Below are 19,078 nucleotides of genomic sequence, written 5' to 3' on the forward strand. Positions count from 1 at the left end.
AATAAAATAATTTATAAGTTTTAGAGGCTATTTTTTTATAAAATTAACTTATTTTATTAAATAATGTAAACTTAACAAACTAAAAAAATATTGAAAGTTTTAAAAAATATGAGAATTGCAATTTATGGTGGGTGTTTTGACCCAATTCACAAGGGACATAGCAAAATAGCAAAATATGCTATTGATAATTTTAATCTTGACAAAGTTATTTTTGTTCCAACTTGAAAAAATCCTTTAAAAACTAGCAAGGACATGGCAAGCTCTGAACATAGGGTAAATATGTTAAAGCTTGTACTAGAGGAAAAACAAGAAATCTCTGATTTTGAAATTAATAGAAAATGTCCTAGTTATACAAAAGATACACTTGAGTATTTTTTACAAAAATATCCAAATGATGAAATTTTTTTAATTATTGGAAGTGATAATTTAAAAAATTTAAATAAATGAAAAAAGATTGAATGAATTGCCCAAAATGCTCAAATATTAGTGGCAAGACGAACTAAAAGTTTTTCAAAAATTAATGCTAAAAAATACAATGCAATAATTATGAAAAATGACATTTTAGAATTTGCTTCAAGTGATGTAAAAAAAGGTGATTTTACTCATCTTGATCAAAAAGTTAACGAATATATTGGCAACAACTTTTTATATATAAATTCAATAGTAAAAAGTACTCTTTCAATTTATCGTTCTAAGCACTCTATTGCAGCTGCAAATGCAGCTAGAGAATATGCAAAGAAAATTAACTTCGATCAAAACATTGCCTATAATGCAGCGCTAATGCATGATATTACCAAAGAATGAGATGAACAAAAACATAGAAAATTTTTAATAAAACATGGTAAAAAAGATGAAGCTAGTTTTGACTATCATAAACTTCATCAGCATAGCGGAGCTACTTGAGTTAGACATTATTACAATTGTCATAACAATGAAGTATATGAGGCGATTTCAAAGCACACAACCCTTGAAGGAAAACAAATTTTAACTTTAGATAAAATAGTTTATGCAGCTGATAAATTAGCTAATGGAAGAAAATATCCTGGAATTCAAAAAGATAGAGAATTAATTTTAAAAGACTTTAATAAAGGCTTTAAAAATATTGTAGAAAAAACAGTTGAAAAATTAAAAAAAGAAAACAAACTTTCATTAGAAGAACAAAAAAGATTTGAAAGAATCATCAATGAATAATGAGAAAATTTTTTATCTAATAGTAGCTGATCCAAATGAATTTGTCAATCTTCAAAATCATAATTTTGAGCTTATAAAAAAAGAATATTCTAAGGCAAAAGAATATTATTTTTTTAGAAAAAACAACATCACTTTAGTTTGTGTTCACTCTCGAATTGGTCTTGTAAATTCAGCGCTAACAACTCAAGATTTAATAAATAAATATAGTCCTGAAATAATCTTTAATTTTGGAGCAGTAGGCTCTGTAATTAAAGATGATCTTTTTAAAGTTTATCAAATTGAAAAAGCAAGTTTTTGAGATGTTGCTACACCTTGATATCCAATTGGTCAAACTCCAGGAGAAAAAAGATTTTTTGATTTAACAACTTTTGAAAATTCTTTACAAAAAGCTCATATTTTTTCAGGCTCTAGTTTTGTAAGTGATCTTAGCACTCTTAAGATATTAGATGAGAATATAAAATACTGACTTTTTGATATGGAACTAGCTGCTATGGCCCAAGTTTGTTTTTATAACAAAGTCAAACTTGTAAGTATTAAAGCAGTAAGTGATGTTATTCAAAATCAAGGCTCAAAAATAGAAATAGATGATATCAACAAAAGAATTAATAAAGCTTCAAATTTAGCCCTTGAAAGTTTGTTTGAAATATTAGGAAAAATGTAATATGAAAATCCAAAAAAGAATTGCACATCTTGGTTATTGTTCAAGAAGACAAGCTGAGGCTTTGATTTTACAAAACAAAGTAAAAGTTAATTCATCTTTTGCAACAATAGGTCAAATAGTTAGTGATCAAGATATCATTGAAATTAATGGAAAAATTCTTGTTGAAAAAGAAAATGAAAAAGAATATTATTTGCTTCATAAACCACCTAAAACTATTTCATCAACTAAGGATGAAAAAAACCGTCAAGTTGTAACTGATTTAGTTAAATCAAAATCTCGAGTTTATCCAGTCGGAAGACTTGACTATAACACAACTGGTGTTTTGATCCTTACAAATGATGGAGATCTTACTCAAAAACTTCTTCATCCAAAATATCAAATCAAAAGGTTATATCATTGTAAATTGGATATACCCTTAGAAGAAAAAGAACTAATTTATCTAAATGAAGAAAAAATATATATTGATAAAAAATTATCAATTCACAAAGTTTTACAAGTTGAAAAAAAATCTTATTTAGTTGAACTTCATCAAGGCTCTTATCACCATGTTAAAAAAATTTTCGAAAAGGTAAATAGAAAAGTTGTTAAGTTAAAAAGACTTGCTTTTGGACCTATAACAATTGATAACTTACCAGAGGGATATTTTAGAAAATTAACCTTTAAAGAAATCAAAACTCTAAAAGCTCTAACAAGAGATTAGTCTCTTAAAAATAACTTTTTAAAAAGCTAAAAATCTTTATTTATAAAAATGTTAATGTTTTTGTAAATAAAGATTTTTGTTATAAGAAAAATAACTTTTTTAATTGAATATTAAGAAATTTTAAAAGCCTGTAAAGTTAAAAATAACTTTAAAAGCAAATTTTATTTTTATATATAATTGAAAGCGCATTGGTCAATTGCTGATTTTATAATTAGAGGAAAGTCCGCTCTAGCACAGCCTGCGATGGTTGTAGTGATCGTGTTGGATCTAATAAATCCAAGCCTAGACGACAAGTGCCACAGAGACGAGAAAAGTGAAACGCGGTAAACTCCACGAGCTAGAAACTCAAATTTTGGTAGAGGAACTTTTGCAAGGTAAATGAACTAAGCAAAAGAGGTAATTTTTAAAATAATAAAAATTACTTAGATAAATAATTGACAAGGATTAAAAATCCTACAAAAAGCGGCTTATAAATGCTAAAAAACCTCATAGCGAGGTTTTTTATTTATTTCTATTTTTTGCGTATTTTTCAATGAAATTATCAGCACTTTTAAACTGATCTAAATCAAAGAATTGTCCTACATCCTGGAAGTATTTGTAAATATCTTCAAGATTTTTTCTGTTAGTTTTTATAGCCTTTTCTTTAGAAGGAAAAATTATATCTCTTTGAATTAAATGAAAAGTTGTGGGAATTGGAAAATTTTCAAGGTTTACAAAATTTCTAGCTTGTTCATATGAGATATTAAAGTTATCCTTTAAAAATGAAAGAGTTGAAGTGATGCTTGTTGTTGTTCCTTGATATCCTCAAATAGTAGTTTTTGATGAATTATTTTTATCCTTAAAATCATTTTTGTCAAATAAAACTGAATTATTTTTTCCAAGTGCTATATATTCACTTTCTAAAATAAACTCTCAAGGAATTTCTGATTCTAGAATAATTGGTTTGTCAAAATTATTTGTTATTAAATTTACATAATGTTTAGACTCATTGTTTTTATAGTAAGGATGAAGTTTGAAAATATAGTTGTATTTATTGGGATCATATTTAATTTTAATTGCTTCAAAAATTTTGTGCACTTCATCTAAATTTTTTCTAGCAAGATCTGTGTTAGTTTCTAGTCTTAGTTTATCTCTATCTACAGTGCTTGTATGTCTAAAAAGTGATGATCCTAAAAATACTAAGTTTTTCTTTTTTGTGTCTAAAAAATTTTTATTATGAACAATAAATTCATCAAATTTTTGATCTTTAACTTTTAAAACACCTTCATAGTTTTTAACAAAATTTTCATCAATTTTTTCTCCAAAGCTAAATTGTCTATGACTTAATGGAGATTTATGGATTTTAAATTTTGCATTTTGATTTTTATATCTTTTATCAAAGTATCCAACATAAGATGGATCAAAGTTATATACTTTTATTTTATCTTCTAGTTGAAAAAATAATCGATGATCATATTTTTCAAAAGCTTCTTTTGTTTTGTTTTTTTGAATGTCTTCTCATGCTTTTTTAAGTTCATCTTTTGAAGGTCAAATATTATTTTTTTGTGCAAAATTTTCAAAGTAATATTGATTCATAAAATATATTTGTTGAGCATTACCATCTGAGAATAAAACTATTTTGTTAGCTCTTTCAATTACAAATCTTTGTATCTCAATTGGCATGTTCATTCAAACAATATCAGGAATATAAAAATCAAATTTTTCAACTTTTCTATCTAGATATGGTTTTAATCAATTTTGAAGCTCTTCAACTGAATTAGGCTTTCATGTATATGAATATTTTTTTATATTCCCATTTTCATCTTTGAGTTTTAAATCTTCAAAATCATTCATCAATAAAAATCTAGAATCTTTTGAGAAATTTTCTTGTGAGTCAATTGATTTTAAAACATCTCCATAATCATCTAAGAGTTTTTTAAAATCAAACTTTTGCTCTTCTTTATTTTCAATAGTTTTTTTATATTTATTTTCTAAATCAGAAGTTAATAAAATAACATCATTGAATTGTTGATTATCTCCTGATTTTTTCATCATTTCAAGTTGAGCAATCATGGAAATAAAAGATGCTATATAAATTTGTGCAGCTCTTCAAGTTATGAAAAAAGAAGGATGTTCATTTTGTGCTGAATCTTTAATGTCATCAATCCAATTTTCTAAATTTAAATTTTTCTTAATTGAATTACTTTGATCATTTTTTGTCTCATCTGGAATGTTGTTTTTAGTTTCGTTATTTTGTTTATTTTTATTGTCAGCTTCACCTTGTTTAATTTCTGCAGAGCAAGAAATCATAGTGGAAAATGATAAAGTTAAAAGTGAGGCAAAAAATAAGTATTTTAATTTTTTAGTTTTCATAAATTTTTCTTTGTATATTTTTTGGATTTTAAAATAGTTTATAGCATTTTAACTATCATGGTAGAGAGAATTTTTTAGTTATTTCAAGAACTTCATTTTTTAACTCTTGATGTAGTGAAAGATCATCAGGATTTTTTAAAGCTTTAACCATAATTCTTGCAATTAAAATAAATTCATTTTCTTTAAAACCTCTTGTGGTCATAGCAGGAGTTCCCAATCTTATTCCTGAAGTAACCATTGGTGAGTTTGTATCAAAGGGAATAGTATTTTTATTAACTGTTATGTTGATTTTCCCTAAGATATTTTCAGCTTTTTTACCAGTAATTCCATAAGAGTCAAAAACATTAACTATTAGTAGATGGTTGTCAGTTCCTCCTGAAATAACTTTGGCTCCAAGCTTGATAAATTCATCTGCAAAAACTTTTGCATTTTTTACAACTTGATCTTGGTAGGTTTTAAAAGAAGGTTGCAAAGCTTCATAAAATCCTGTTGCCTTTCCAGCTATAGCATGGAAAAGAGGTCCTCCTTGATATCCAGGAAAAACTCATCTATCAATTTTTTTAGCAAGCTCTTCATTATTGGTCATAATGATTGCCCCTCTTGCAGAGCGCATTGTTTTATGTGTTGTTGTCATAATGACATCTGCATATTCACTTGGAGAAGGGTGGTTATTTGTAACTATTAATCCAGCAATGTGGGAAATATCAGCTAAAAGATAAGCTCCAACTTCATCAGCTATTTCTCTAAATTTTTTAAAATCAACTATTCTAGGATATGCAGAGTAACCACAAATAATAACTTTTGGTTTTACTTCTTTTGCTATCTTTAAAATATCATCATAATTTAGAAAACCATTTTCATCAACTTCATAAGTATGAGAATTATAGAAAAAACCACTAAAGCTTATTTTGTAACCATGAGTTAAATGTCCTCCTGATTTTAGTGAAAGTCCTAGGATAGTATCTCCATTATTCGCAAGTGAAGCAATAGCAGAGGCATTAGCTACAGAACCTGAGTAAGGTTGAACATTAACGTATTTAACATTGAAAAGTTTTTTTGCTCTTTCAATTGCTAAATTTTCTACTACATCAACGTTTTCACATCCTCCATAATAACGCTTTGAAGGATAACCTTCACCATATTTGTTTGTTAAAATAGATCCTACTGCTTTTAGTGTATCTTCAGAGACAAAATTTTCACTTGCAATTAATTCAACATGTTCTTGCTGTCTTTTTAATTCATTGTTAATTGCTTGTTCAACTTCCTTGTCATTTAAAGTAATTTTTTTATACATATTTACATCTCCTTTTTATAATTTTAAATTTAAAAGCTACTATTGTAAATTCAAGTTAAATTTTAAAATAAAAATGTAACAATTTATGTTTTTCTTAATAAATACAAAAATTTTATTTTATTTACTTAAATAGTTTTAATTTAACAATTAAGTATTTTATTTAATGTTATTTTAATTAGCTAGAAATATTTTTAAATTGAAAAATATTAATCTTGATAATTAGCTTAAAAAAGTAAATATCTAAATTAAATAAGTTAATTAAATTCTCTAAAAATTTAGAGCAATTTTTAAACAAATTTAAACAATAAAAATTTAGAAAATCTCAAGTTAAAACATTATTTACTTAATTAATTGTTTATAGTTTATTTTCGCTATTTTGCAGTCATAGATAAGTTAAAAAAACAAAATAAAAAACAAGTTTTATCATTTAAAAAAGCACTTGTTTTTTATGGATTTTCTCTATTGTTTTTTTATATATTTTTACTAGCAAAATTTAAGTAATTTTTTTAAAAGATGAACTTGGAGATTTTATGTTTTTAAAGTTTTTTTAATAGTTAAAATCAAGTTAATTTTAAACCTCTAAAAGTCTTAAACCGTGATGGGAAATTCTTTCTAAATTTTTTAGAATATTTAAAATTTCAATATCTAAAATATAATCTTTTTTATCTAAGTCAAGTTGTTGAAGATCTGCATGAAAATTATGAGAATATTTGTTGATCATTGAATCAGTTTTTCTAACAATTTTTCTATTTTCTGAGAGCTTAGAAATTTCAGGATTTTCTAATTGTAAAATACCATCATTTAAGATTTGGATGTTAATGTCTAAAATCTTAATAATTTGTTCTTTTCACTTTTTATAAAACTCTTCATTAATTTTTTTAAATTGTGATTTTGTTTTGTTGTAATCTTCTAAGACTTCTCTTAAAAGTTGAGATATTTTTTCAAGTGATCTATGAGCTAAAATTAGTTTTAAATTAATCTTTGATTCTTTTTCATTTAAATTCGTTTTAGAAACTAAAACAGAATATTTATAAAGCTCTTTTTTATATTCTCTAATAACTTCTAAATCTCTTTCAATGGAAATTGATTTAGGACCTTTTTGATTAATATATTGTTTAAATTTTTCGATCAAAGAAATAACACTTTTAGTTAGAATCATTGTTGATTTTTTTGCAGATAAAAGTGCAAACTCAACCGATACATTAACAAGAGTTTTTGGAAGTAACATACCCTCTGTTTTTTCATCTTCACTTTTTTTGATCAATACAAAACAAAGTCATACAAGTTGTTTGATAAAGAAGAAGAAAACAACAGCTAGAAAAATATTGAATAATAAATGTGCTATTGATAATTGTCAAGCAGCTATTTCATTTTCTCCTGGCACAATTAATCTAACAAAAGGAGCAAAGGCAACTCCTACAAGTGACATTGCTATAAGAGCAATTGAAAAGTTACTAAAAAGCCATGATATTGCAATTCTTTTTGAATTTTTATCCCCTGAAACAAATGCAATAATTATTGCAGTTATAGTAGTTCCAATGTTAGCTCCTAAAACAAGAGCTATTCCTGAACTTAAGCTAAGAATGTTTTCGCCTTGAGAAATTATGGCTTGATAAATTGCTATGGTAGCAGATGAAGATTGAAAAAGGGCAGTAAGGGCAATTGAGAAGAAAAATGAAATTCAATTTGAACTAGCACTATCTTGACCAAATTTTTTGATAAAGTCACTGAAAACAGGTGATTGAACTAAAACTTTAACAGCTGAGCCAAGTATTTTTAGTCCTAAAAATATCATTCCAATTGAAAAAATTAAAAATCCAATTTTAGTTCATTTTTCTTTCTTGAAAAATAAGAAAATAAATCCACCAATAACACAAAGCATTAATAAATAATTTGATATTTTAAAATATTGTTCTAAAGCAACAATAATTGAAGTTGTAGCAGTTCCTACATTGGCTCCTATTACAAAAGCTATTGCCCCTTTTAAATCAATAAATTTAGCTGCCAAAAGCCCCATAATCAAAGCCACAGCTCCATCTGAGGATTGAATCATACTAGTAAAGGCAAATCCTGCAAAAATTCCAATTATTGGTCTTTTGGAAAAAGAAAGTAAGATTTTTTTAAATTTTTCACTTCCAACATTTCTAATGCTAGTTGACATCATTTTAATTGACATTAAAAAAACACTTATTCCAACAAATACTAGTAAAATTCCTTCTCAATATCCCAGTCCAATTGTTGTGTTTAGTGAATTAGTCAAATCTATTTTTCAAAAAAACATAGTTCACTAAATATTACCTTATTTTTCATAAATAAACTACAAAATTCAACTAATAATAAACTTATGTAATAAAATAAAAACATGTTTGATTTTCTAGGTAATAGAATACAAAAAAGTATTCAAAAAATGAGTAAAAAAACTACTTTGAATGAAGCCGATATCCTTGAGGTTATCAAAGATATCAAATTTGCTTTATTAGAAGCTGACGTTAATTTATTAGTAGTTAAAAAGTTTATTAAAGATGTTAAAGAAAAAGCCCTTGAATCAGAGCTAATAGGTAAGTTAAATCCATCTCAAACAATGATTAAAATTGTCAAAGATGAACTAACTACTTTACTCGGAGGAAAAGCCCAAGAGATTAAAATTGTTAAAAAGCCTCATGTTATTATGTTTGTTGGTCTTCAAGGTGGAGGAAAAACTACCACCGTTGCCAAAGTTGCTTATTATTTAAGAAAGAAAAAATTTGTTGAAAATCCTCTTTTGGTAGCCTGTGATGTCTACAGGCCAGCTGCCATTGATCAACTTCAAACTTTGGCTAAACAAATTCAAATTCCAGTTTATGCAAATGATGTAAGTGTTTCTCCCATAAAAACAGCAAGACAAGCCCTTGATCAAGCTTATAAAGAAAAAAATGATTTAGTAATAATTGACACTGCCGGACGTCTTTCAATAGATGAAAAGTTAATGGAAGAGCTTTTGTTAATTAAAAAAGAAATTAAGCCTGATGAAATTATTTTTGTAGCAGATGCAATGTCAGGTCAAGATATTATCAATGTTGCCAAAACTTTTCATGAAAAACTTAGTCTTAGTAGTTCAATAATTACTAAGCTAGACTCTGATGCAAGAGGTGGAGCTGCTTTATCAATTAGAGAAATTTTAAATATTCCAATTAAGTTCATAGGGACAGGAGAAAAAATTTCTAACATTGATATTTTTCATGCAGATAGAATGGCTGAGAGAATTTTAGGTATGGGAGATGTGCTTTCTCTAATTGAAAAAACTGAAGAAGTTGTTGACAAAAATAAAGTTAAAAAAATGATGAATAGAATGATCAAAGGTAATTTTGATCTTGAAGATTTAATGGAGAATCTAAAGCAAGTTCAAAAAATGGGTAAGCTTTCTAAAATTGTTAAAATGATCCCTGGATTAGGGGGCAAAATTGATGAGTCAAAACTTGATCAAGCTGAGTCAAAAATTCGTCTTTTTACAATACTTATTTCATCTATGACTAGTGAAGAGAAAAAAAATCCTAAGCTTTTAAAAAATGCTTCAAGAAAAAGAAGAATTATTGAAGGTTCAGGAAGAAGTGTTCAAGAATATAACTTATTAGTTAATGAATTTGAGACAATGACTAAGAAAATGAAAGCTCTTTCTGCAAATCTAAAAGAAGGAAAAATTACTCCAGGATCTTTTGGAAACTTTTCAATATAAGACAAATGAGTTTATAAAAATTTAATTGACTTTTTTATCAGTAAAATTGTGGATAAAATTACCATTTAAATCATTTTTAGTTAAAAAATGCTAATTTTAATCTATAAAATAAAGTGAGCTCAAAGTCAAAAATACCGATATGAATCTTTGGGTGAGTTCATAAAAAAATTAATATATTATAAAAAAATAATTTTAGTTTTAAGCAGTTATAAAAATTTGATAATTTAATATCAAATATTTATTTTATACGACTAAGCTAAAATTTGAAATGAGTTTATATGAAAATCAACAAAAAATTGTTTGTTCTTAGTCTTTCTTTAGCAACTTTATCACTACCTTTAGTTGCTATTTCTTGTGGAGTTGGTTCGGGTTCAACAGCATCTACTTACAAATTAGTTTCATCTCCAGAACAACCTGCAAAAGCAGTTAGTGAAAAAATTTCAGATGGTTCTATTGTAATTACAGTAACAGATCCTGAAAATCAAAGATGAGTAGAGACAAAAAAACAATTAGATGCTTATTCAAAAACAAATGGATTTGAGCACATTTCATCAAATCACGTAAAAGCTCAAGCTGAGCAAAATTCATTTGTTGATGCTGAACTTGCAAAAACAGGAAATAACAAACCAAAAGTTGTTTTAATGGGAGCAGCTGATTCAGGAAATGCTACACAAGCTATTGAATCTACAACTAATGCTCAAGCTCAATTTATTGCTGTAGATAGATTCATTCATAAAATTTCTAATAACTACAATTGATATGTTGCCTTCAACAATTACACAGTTGGACAATTACAAGGATTAGCTTTAATTTCTGGAATTTATGGAAAACAAGGTGAGCCTTTTAAAACTTTAGAAGAAGCTAAAACTTATGTTATGGCTAATAAATTAGCAAGTGAAAAAGGATTTGTAGCTTTAGCTGGAGCTCCTGAAGATAATAACTCTCACTTATTCTTTAAAGGTGCAATGGATGTTATTACTGCAATTATGAAAATAGATTCAAACTTAAAATACTTTGGTGAAGGTGAAGGTGCTGATGTTTTCAATAGACTTTCAGGAGATTCAAAACCAACTGATCAAGAGCTTACAAGTGCTATTACATCACACTTTAGAGTAGTTGCTCAAGCAAACTGAAACTATTCACAAGGAAAACAATTCTTGGATACTTTATTTGCAAAATCAACTTTTGATAGTAGAAAAAATAATTTAGCAGCAGTTCTTGCTCCAAATGACGAAATGGCTCAACAAGCTGCAATTACAAGTATTGAACAAAAAGGTCTTGATCCTAAGAAAATTTATATAACAGGACAAGATTCAAATCAACCTTCATTAAGATCTATTGATAATGAAACAGGTCAAAATATGACTATTTCAAAAGAAGACTGAAAAATAGCAGCTATTTCAACAGCTCTTGCTTATTACATAGTAAAAAATCCAAAACAAAGCAGTGAAACTGATGAGGTTTACAACAAAAAAGTTGAAGCTTATCTAAAAGAACAATATCCAAATATTCCATTCCAAATATCTAGAACAGAGTATGTAGCTAAAGAAAGTGAATCAAATAAAAAAGAAATTAATTCTGTTTTATTAACACCAACTTTAGTAACAAAAGCTAACTTCTCAAAAGTTTTCAAGAAAGAATCATAGAAAAATTAAATAATTTTTAAAAAACCATCAATAATTTTTATTGCCAGAGATGGTTTTTTATTTATGAATTTAAAAAGGAAGAAAAATGAACACTAACGAAGATGTCATTCTTGAGTTAAAAAATGTTACAAAAGTCTATCCTGGTGTAGTTGCTTTAAATAATGTTTCTTTTAAAGTTAAAAGAAAATCCATTTTATCTCTTGTAGGAGAAAATGGAGCTGGTAAATCAACCATTTTAAAGGTTATAAGTGGCGTTATTCCAAATGATAAATTTGATGGAGCAATTTTTTACAACGGTATTCAAACAAACTTTTCTAATTTAAAACAATCTGAAAAAGCTGGAATTGCAATTATTCACCAAGAACTTGCTATCTCACCACATCTTTCACTTTATGAAAATATTTTTTTAGGTAACTATGAAGCAAAACATGGGCTAATTAATCGTAATGAAATGATTAAAAAAGCTAATTATTATCTTCATTTAGTAGGTCTTAAAAAAAATCCAGATACTAAAGCTGGAACACTTTCAATTGCTGATCAACAACTTTTGGAAATAGCAAAAGCATTGGCTAAAAAAGCTAAGTTATTAATTTTAGATGAACCCACTTCTTCATTAAATGACAAAGATAGTTATGCACTTTTAGATATTATGAAAAGACTTCGTGATGAAGAAGGAATAACATGTATTTTTGTTAGTCATAAACTTAAAGAAGTTGCATATGTAGCAGATTACATAACCATCATTAGGGATGGAAAACACATCTCTGACTATAGTAATTCAAAAGAAAAAACCATAAATGAAGCTACTTTAATTAAAGACATTGTTGGAAGGGACTTAGAATCTAAATTTCCTGAAAAACCAGCTGAGCGAAAAATTGGAAAAATTAAACTTGAAGTTGAAAAATTCCAAGTTGAAAATCCAAAAGTTAATGGAAAATTAGATGTCATTAATGCTTCATTTAATGTTAGAGAAGGCGAAATTGTTGGAATAAGTGGACTAGTTGGTTCAGGAAGAAGTGAACTTGCTATGTCAATTTTTGGAAATGCCTATGGTATTAGAAAAAATGGTAATATCAAAATTGATGGCAAGATAGTTAATTTAAAAACTCCGCTTCAAGCTATTAAAAATGGTCTAATGTACGCCTCTGAGGATCGAAAAAATGTTGGTTTAATTCAAATGTTTTCAATTCATTGAAATATCTCCTCAGCTGCCTCTCACATTTTTTCTAACAAATTTGGAATTCTAAAAAAAGAAAAAGAAACACAAAACTCTTCATATATGAGAAGCAAAGTTAACATTAAAGCCCCTTCTGTTGACTATCTAGTTGAGACTCTTTCAGGAGGAAATCAACAAAAAGTTTTAATAGCCAAGGCCTTAACAACTAATTTTGATATATTAATTATTGATGAACCTACTAAAGGTATTGACGTTGGATCTAAATATGAAATTTATAAAATATTATTAGATCTTGCCTCAGAAGGAAAAGCCATTGTTGTTATTTCCTCTGAATTAGAAGAGCTTTTAGGAATTACAGATAGAATCTTTGTTATGTCACAAGGAATTATCAAAGGAGAGCTTCCTTCAAAAGAGGCAACTCCAGAAAAAGTAATGCAAATTGCCATTGGAACAAAACAAAATGAAAGGAGTCAAGCAAATGTCCAATAACTATAGTCAAAGTGAAATTCAAAAAATTAATGAACTTAGGAAAATAAACCTTGAAAAACGCAAAGTTCGTGATCAAAAAGAAAAAGCTAAGTTAGATTCTAAAAACAAAAAAAACGAAGCAAAATTTCAAAAATTAAAAACAAATTTTGACTCTTTTGCTAAGTCAAAAAATCAAAGACTAAACAAAGTAGTTAAATCTATTGAAACTAAATTTGATCAAAAAATTAGCACTTTAAAACAAAGTCTTTCAACAACTAAAACAAATGAACAAGAGCTAAAAGACTCAAAAGCTCTTTATAACAAAAAGAAAAAATACTACGAAAGTAGAATTGCAAAAAATGAAGCTAAATATGAAAATTTAATCAAAAAGCTTCAATATAAAATTGACACTTATGCCCTTGATAAACAAGAAGGTCAACAAAAAATTGATCAGCTTTATCTTGATCTTGGCCAAATAAACAAAAGATGGTCATTAAAAATAGCTTCTTTAAATATCGAAGATACAAAAATCAAACTTGAAAAGCAAATTAAAAAACTAGAAGAAAAAAAACAACTTCAAATTAAAACAATTGAAAAAAGAAGAGAAGTTTCACCCGGATCTTCTTTTGTTTCGAATCTAAGAAACAGAATAGCAGATGAAAAATCTCGTTACATTGGAAATTATTCAATTGACTATATTTTCAAAAAAATATCAGCCAACATTAGAAAATACTCAATGTTCTACATTTTGGCCCTTATTCTTTTGATCTTTGGATCTTTAACTAAATTCCAAAATATAACTCCTTCTAATATTGAAGTTATCTTTAGAAATAATACATATGTTCTAATCATTGGAATGGGAATGCTCCTTGTAATTGTTGGTGGAAACATTGACCTTTCTGTTGGCCAGCTCCTTAGTTTACTCGGGGCCATATCGGTTATTATTTATAATGGAGTAAGTAGAACATTTTCAAATAATAGCTCTCTTGGTGGACTTTATTTAATTATTACCTTAATTGGTACTGCATTTATAGGTGCTTTAATTGGTATTTCTCAAGGATTTTTAATTGGATATTTCAAAATACCTTCATTTATCGTTACTTTAGGGGGAATGTTAATTTTTAAAGGGCTAGCTCTTTTTGCAGTTCCTCTAAACAACATAACCCCTGAAGGAGGATCCCAATCAGCTTATGTTAGGGCTATTATTAGAACAATCTTTGATGTTCAAGTTGGTGGTTTTTACATTATTTCATTTTTAATTTTTATTGTCTCACTTGCTTTAATAGTTCTTTTTCTAGTTTATGGTAGAAACAAGAAAATAAAATTTGGTTTACTAGTTGACTCTGGTTTTGTATTTTGACTAAAAATAGTTGTTATATCAGTGTTTATGATTTTACTAGGTTATGCTTTTGGAAAAATTGGAGTTAAATGATACTTGCTTTACATTATGATCTTGCTTGTTATCTTTGTATTTTTAACTCAAAACACAGTTTTTGGAAGAAAAGTTTATGCCATTGGTGGTAATAAAAAATCAGCAGAGCTCTCAGGTATCGATGTTAGAAAAACTACTACTTTAATCTTTATGATTAATGGAATAATGGTTGCAATTGCCTCAATAATCTTTACTGGTATTGTAACTTCAGCTACAGCTACCGCTGGTGAAGGATTTGAATTAGACGTTATTTCATCTGTCTTTGTTGGTGGAGCTTCTATGGCTGGAGGAATAGGAACAACTATTGGAACTCTAATTGGTGGATTTATCCTTGGATTTATTAACAATGGAATCTTGCTTTTAGCCCTTAATGTTGGAACTCAACGTGTTGTTAAAGGTGTTGTTCTTGTCTTAGCTGTTGCCTACGATATTTATGCAAACAGAAAAATTAGTTAATTAACTAACAAAACAAAAAGAAAAATGTCAAGCTTAAAAGCTGACATTTTTTATTTTCCTTTAATGGTGCTATTTAAAAAAATAAGTACTAAGCTTTGTGATAAGTTTATTTACTAAAGCTTTGGCTATTTAACAACTAAATAAATTATTGTAAAAATAGTGCTATATTAGGCAAGTAAAGTTAACTAAAATTTTCTAAGCTAACTAGCAAGCTTATCTAAGAATCAAAGAAATAAAAATACTAACTAATCAAAGCTAGTTAGTATTTAATTAAAGTGTGATTACAAAATAATTAACTTGTTATTGCCTCACCTCTATTAGCTTTTTGGATAATAGATTTCAAGTGTTCTAAATCACCATTGGTCATTTCTTTTTCAATTTTTTTAGAATTAGGATTGGCATTTCATTTATCAATAGCTTTTTGAATAGAAGTGTCTGCTTGAGTTTTAATGCTTTCTTTAACTCTTGATTTAGTAATGTTAACGAATTTAGCGCTTAAACCTCTTTTTAGAACTAGGTTCTTAGGATTTGATCCAAGGAATTTATCATTTCCTTCTTTAAGAATTACTGATTCTTCATCTTTAGTTAATAAAGCTAGTAGAATTTGGTAAACAGGAAAAGCTATATTTTTTACAATTGATGTAAAGAATCTTTTAGAATCATTTGTAAATGATAAACTTTGATCTGTGTCAACTCCAACTATAAATCTATCTTCATCGCTTGTGTCTTTTCTAAGTACGTCCACAACCACACCTGTAAAAGGTCCAGCAACTGGAAGTGAAATAGTAGATTTTCCAGTTTCAACAACATTAGAAACAACTTCATTTTTTTCAGCATTTGGTATAAATCCTGTATCCAATACTAAGTTTTCAGAGACAATTTTAACTTTTTTATTAGCATTTTCAGCTTCAGAGTTTCAAGCTCTAATTCCTTCAAAAAATCCATTTAAAAAGTCAGTAACTCCAGCAAAATCTCCTCCACCAAAGGCAGAAATAGCTCTTTTTGCTTCATTATTTGCATATTTTGTTCCTAAAAAATCTGCACTTGCATAACCAGCTTGTCATCCAGCTTCTTCAGTTTTAAATAAAAGTGAAATTAATGAACCTTGAGGAATTTTTGAATTTGCATTAGGGGCTCAATCAACTCCAATAATTTTCACTTTATTTTCTTTAAATCTTCTTAAATTATTTTCATCATTTAAGAAGTTTTCAATTTCATTTCCTTGTTGAAATCCAGTTAAAATTCAAGTTGTATAACCACGATCAAGAGCAACTTTATAGTTTTGCTCTAAATCTTTAACAGCTGAGTTTATATAATTGTCAAGTTTGTGTTGATTTTCAGCTTCTTTGTTTTGACTTTTATAAGCTTTATCAACAAAATCTTTTAAAGTTTTTTGTGATTCATATACTTGTTGGTTAAAAGATTTATCATCAATATTTCCATCAGCTGTTATTAGCACAACTTTTTGAGTTTCAAGACTAGCTTGTTTAATTTTATTTTCTACAATTTTTTGAGTTTCTGTAACTTCTTTTTGAGATAGAAGATCAGTAATTTTACTTGAATCAAGATTTGAATTTGTTTTGTTTGGATTTTGAGCACAAGAAACAAAAGTTGCAGGAAGGGCAATAGCTAGTGCTGCTACGGGCAATATTGAAAAAAGTTTTTTGTTAAGTTTCATTTTAGTCCTTTTGAAAATATATATAGTTGTTATCAAAATTAAAAATATGGACAAATTTTTGTTTCTCAATATGTCCTATTTTTAATTATATTTTAATATTACTTTTTATGCCTAGTTTTGTGCAAAAAAATGCCAAAATGTTCTTTTTAAAGATTAAAAAGTGTTTTTAACTCTTCAATGTTTTCTTCAAAAGCTCAAATTCTAATAGTGTAAATGCTAATTTGATTTTTTTGGTAGTGATCAATTAATTTATATGAATAGATTTTTTCATTTTTCTCTAGAGTTTTATAAACTTCAAAAAGCCCATTTTCACTTGGCACTTCAAAGTTAATGTCAAGGGTTTTTAAAGGTAAATAATTTAGTGATTTATTTTCAATTTTTTTATTTCTAAGCTTATCTATTAAAATTTCAGCATAGACAAAATCCTCTTCAAAATTCTTGGCATTTGCCCTAATTATATAACCTATTAACTGGTCATTATCTTTGATGATTATTGACTCAAGTGGATGGCTAAAATCAAAGCCTCCTTTTTCAAAAGAATAAAGCTTATCTTTTAAAATTGACTCAACATCTTCTTTAAAGCGATTAAAGCTTTTTTGGTTGCTTAATAATGCAAGACTTCTTTGTGAATTGTTGATAATTCCAATTTCAAAAATATTAACATTTTCAACCTTTCTTTTTAGGTTGTATTGTAAAACTTCTTCCATTGATAAAATCATAGAATTTCTAATTTGTTCTCTTTCTTTTGAATGGAAAGTTTCAAGGTTAATATTTTCTTTAAAATTAAAAGGATTGAAAATATTTTTATCCTTTGAAACTAGAGAATAAGTTCTTGTTTCACTGTAATTTAAATAAGGAATAAAGTTTAAATATTCTTCATAATTTTTAGTCTCAAAGTTTTTAATATTTGGAGCTTCAAATACAAGATTTTCATATCCATAAAATCTTAAAAACTCTTCAAGAATATCTTGGACATGTTCAATGTCATGGCGATAAGTTGGAAGATAAACTTTATTGTCTTTAAATTCAAAACCTAAAATATTTAAAGACTTTAAAACTCTATTAAAATGAGGCATTTTTTTAACATCAGTGTTTAAAAATTTATTTAAATCTTCTCAAACAAAATTAAAGGATTCTTTTTTATCTTTTAAGTTTTTACTCACTAGTACTTGAGAGTCAAAATATGATGTTAAAAAGTTAAGTGCCATCTTAAATGTTCCTGATGAAATTTTCTTTGAAGAAAGCTTTGAACTTTGAGTGTCTAATTTAACACTTTTAATTGATTTTTGAATATCAAGTGTTTTAAATCTTCCAATTTCAAAAACAAAATTTTTTGTGTTTTGATCACTACCAAAATCAGCTATTCCAATTACCCCTGCAATTGATATGGGCTTTTCTTTTGAACAAACAACTAAGTTATTATCTAAGCTTATTTTTTTATTACCTAAAATACTTACCTCTTGAGAAACTTTTTTAACTGAAATTTCATTTGAGATTTTGTCCTTGTCATAAACATGAGTTGGCATAGCATTCATAATAAGATTTAAGTTTGTTAAATCTACTGAATCATTAAAAGTTTTTATATTTGATTTCATAATCAAAATTTGATCTTTTAATGAAATTTTTTTAAGCTCTTTTTGAGGCTCAATTAAGACAAAATCTAAAGTGTTAGTTTCATCAACTTTTAGATTTGGATGAATCTTAAAAATTTCATTTTTTATTTCAAAATTTGTTTTAGTTTCAAAAAAAGCACTTAGCTCTAAAGCCATAATAAAATAACCATTGGCATCACTACGATTTGACAAAATTGAAACATCAACTATTTGATCATCTAGGTCAAAAAAATCAATGGGATCTTGTTTTAAATCTGCTTTATCTAAAAGGAAAATTTTGTCTTGAAATTCATCTCTAATTAAAGACTTATCAAAGCCAAGCTCTTCCAGAGAACAAAGCATTCCTTGAGAAAAAGTTCCTTTAATTTCTTTTGCTTCAATTTTGATTTTTCCAAAAGTTGAATTTTCAACAAAAGCTACTATGTATTTATTTTGCTCAACATTTTGAGCAGTTGTTTGGATGATTCGCATTTTGTCTTCAAATTCAATTTCACAGACATTTAAATTAGAAGCATTGGGATTTTTATAAACTTTTTTTATTAGTCCAAATTTGATTTTTGAAACATTTAAAAAATTTTTAACACTCTCAACTTCAAAGCCGATTTTATTGATTGCATCGATGATTTGATCATTAGTAATTTGTTTATCTAAATTAGCTAAGTCTCTTAATTTATTGATTGAAAAAAGCATTTATACTC

12 protein-coding genes and 1 other RNA gene are annotated in these 19,078 nt (G+C 27.0%); 8 read left to right on the top strand and 5 right to left on the bottom strand.

Annotated features, from left to right (window positions below; all coding sequences use genetic code 4):
• The first annotated feature begins 108 nt into the window (after nucleotides 1–108).
• The 4 genes from EXC36_RS01590 (at nucleotide 109) to rnpB (ending at nucleotide 3,027) form a co-directional block, all read left to right on the top strand.
• Nucleotides 109–1,191, top strand: a complete 1,083-nt coding sequence (locus tag EXC36_RS01590; RefSeq protein ID WP_041364040.1) for a nicotinate-nucleotide adenylyltransferase — start codon at nucleotides 109–111, stop codon at nucleotides 1,189–1,191.
• Nucleotides 1,184–1,852: a phosphorylase family protein gene (locus EXC36_RS01595; RefSeq protein ID WP_050780366.1), complete on the top strand. Its 669-nt coding sequence runs from the start codon at nucleotides 1,184–1,186 to the stop codon at nucleotides 1,850–1,852. The genes EXC36_RS01590 and EXC36_RS01595 overlap by 8 nt, the downstream gene beginning before the upstream one ends.
• A 1-nt stretch (nucleotide 1,853) precedes the next feature.
• A complete protein-coding gene (locus tag EXC36_RS01600; RefSeq protein WP_010925141.1) occupies nucleotides 1,854–2,552 on the top strand; it encodes a pseudouridine synthase in 699 nt (232 codons plus the stop codon).
• A gap of 184 nt (nucleotides 2,553–2,736) precedes the next feature.
• Nucleotides 2,737–3,027, top strand: an RNA gene (gene rnpB, locus EXC36_RS01605) — RNase P RNA component class B.
• 26 nt (nucleotides 3,028–3,053) lie between these two features.
• On the opposite strand, the gene EXC36_RS01610 is transcribed toward rnpB, so the two are convergent.
• The 3 genes from EXC36_RS01610 to EXC36_RS01620 all read right to left on the bottom strand — a co-directional run bounded on the left by EXC36_RS01610 (nucleotide 3,054) and on the right by EXC36_RS01620 (nucleotide 8,479).
• A complete protein-coding gene (locus EXC36_RS01610) occupies nucleotides 3,054–4,904 on the bottom strand; it encodes a hypothetical protein (RefSeq protein ID WP_129690153.1) in 1,851 nt (616 codons plus the stop codon).
• Between the two features lie 52 nt (nucleotides 4,905–4,956).
• Nucleotides 4,957–6,198 (bottom strand): serine hydroxymethyltransferase, encoded by a 1,242-nt coding sequence (glyA, locus tag EXC36_RS01615; protein WP_010925143.1) that lies wholly within the window; start codon nucleotides 6,196–6,198, stop codon nucleotides 4,957–4,959.
• Nucleotides 6,199–6,769: 571 nt separating this feature from the next.
• Nucleotides 6,770–8,479, bottom strand: coding sequence for a Na/Pi cotransporter family protein (locus EXC36_RS01620; RefSeq protein ID WP_129690155.1), 1,710 nt, complete (start codon nucleotides 8,477–8,479; stop codon nucleotides 6,770–6,772).
• A gap of 81 nt (nucleotides 8,480–8,560) precedes the next feature.
• On the opposite strand from EXC36_RS01620, the gene ffh reads away from it, so the two are divergent.
• The 4 genes from ffh (at nucleotide 8,561) to EXC36_RS01640 (ending at nucleotide 15,089) form a co-directional block, all read left to right on the top strand.
• Nucleotides 8,561–9,910: a signal recognition particle protein gene (ffh, locus tag EXC36_RS01625; protein WP_010925146.1), complete on the top strand. Its 1,350-nt coding sequence runs from the start codon at nucleotides 8,561–8,563 to the stop codon at nucleotides 9,908–9,910.
• A gap of 278 nt (nucleotides 9,911–10,188) precedes the next feature.
• A complete protein-coding gene (locus tag EXC36_RS01630) occupies nucleotides 10,189–11,556 on the top strand; it encodes a substrate-binding domain-containing protein (RefSeq protein ID WP_041364043.1) in 1,368 nt (455 codons plus the stop codon).
• Between the two features lie 85 nt (nucleotides 11,557–11,641).
• Complete coding sequence (locus tag EXC36_RS01635) at nucleotides 11,642–13,222, top strand: sugar ABC transporter ATP-binding protein (protein WP_010925148.1); 1,581 nt, start codon at nucleotides 11,642–11,644, stop codon at nucleotides 13,220–13,222.
• Nucleotides 13,212–15,089, top strand: coding sequence for an ABC transporter permease subunit (locus EXC36_RS01640; RefSeq protein WP_158304720.1), 1,878 nt, complete (start codon nucleotides 13,212–13,214; stop codon nucleotides 15,087–15,089). Before EXC36_RS01635 ends, EXC36_RS01640 begins: the two co-directional genes overlap by 11 nt.
• Before the next feature lie 292 nt (nucleotides 15,090–15,381).
• Here the strand turns inward: EXC36_RS01640 and EXC36_RS01645 are convergent, their stop codons facing one another.
• Nucleotides 15,382–16,767 carry a BMP family ABC transporter substrate-binding protein gene (locus EXC36_RS01645; RefSeq protein WP_129690159.1) on the bottom strand — a complete coding sequence of 462 codons (1,386 nt, stop codon included), beginning with the start codon at nucleotides 16,765–16,767 and terminating at the stop codon, nucleotides 15,382–15,384.
• A 146-nt stretch (nucleotides 16,768–16,913) separates the two neighbouring features.
• A complete protein-coding gene (locus EXC36_RS01650) occupies nucleotides 16,914–19,070 on the bottom strand; it encodes a phenylalanine--tRNA ligase subunit beta (protein WP_129690161.1) in 2,157 nt (718 codons plus the stop codon).
• Between the last annotated feature and the right edge of the window lie 8 nt (nucleotides 19,071–19,078).

The sequence above is a fragment of the Mycoplasmopsis pulmonis genome, from assembly GCF_900660575.1.
Taxonomy (GTDB): Bacteria; Bacillota_I; Bacilli_A; order Mycoplasmatales; family Metamycoplasmataceae; genus Mycoplasmopsis_B; species Mycoplasmopsis_B pulmonis.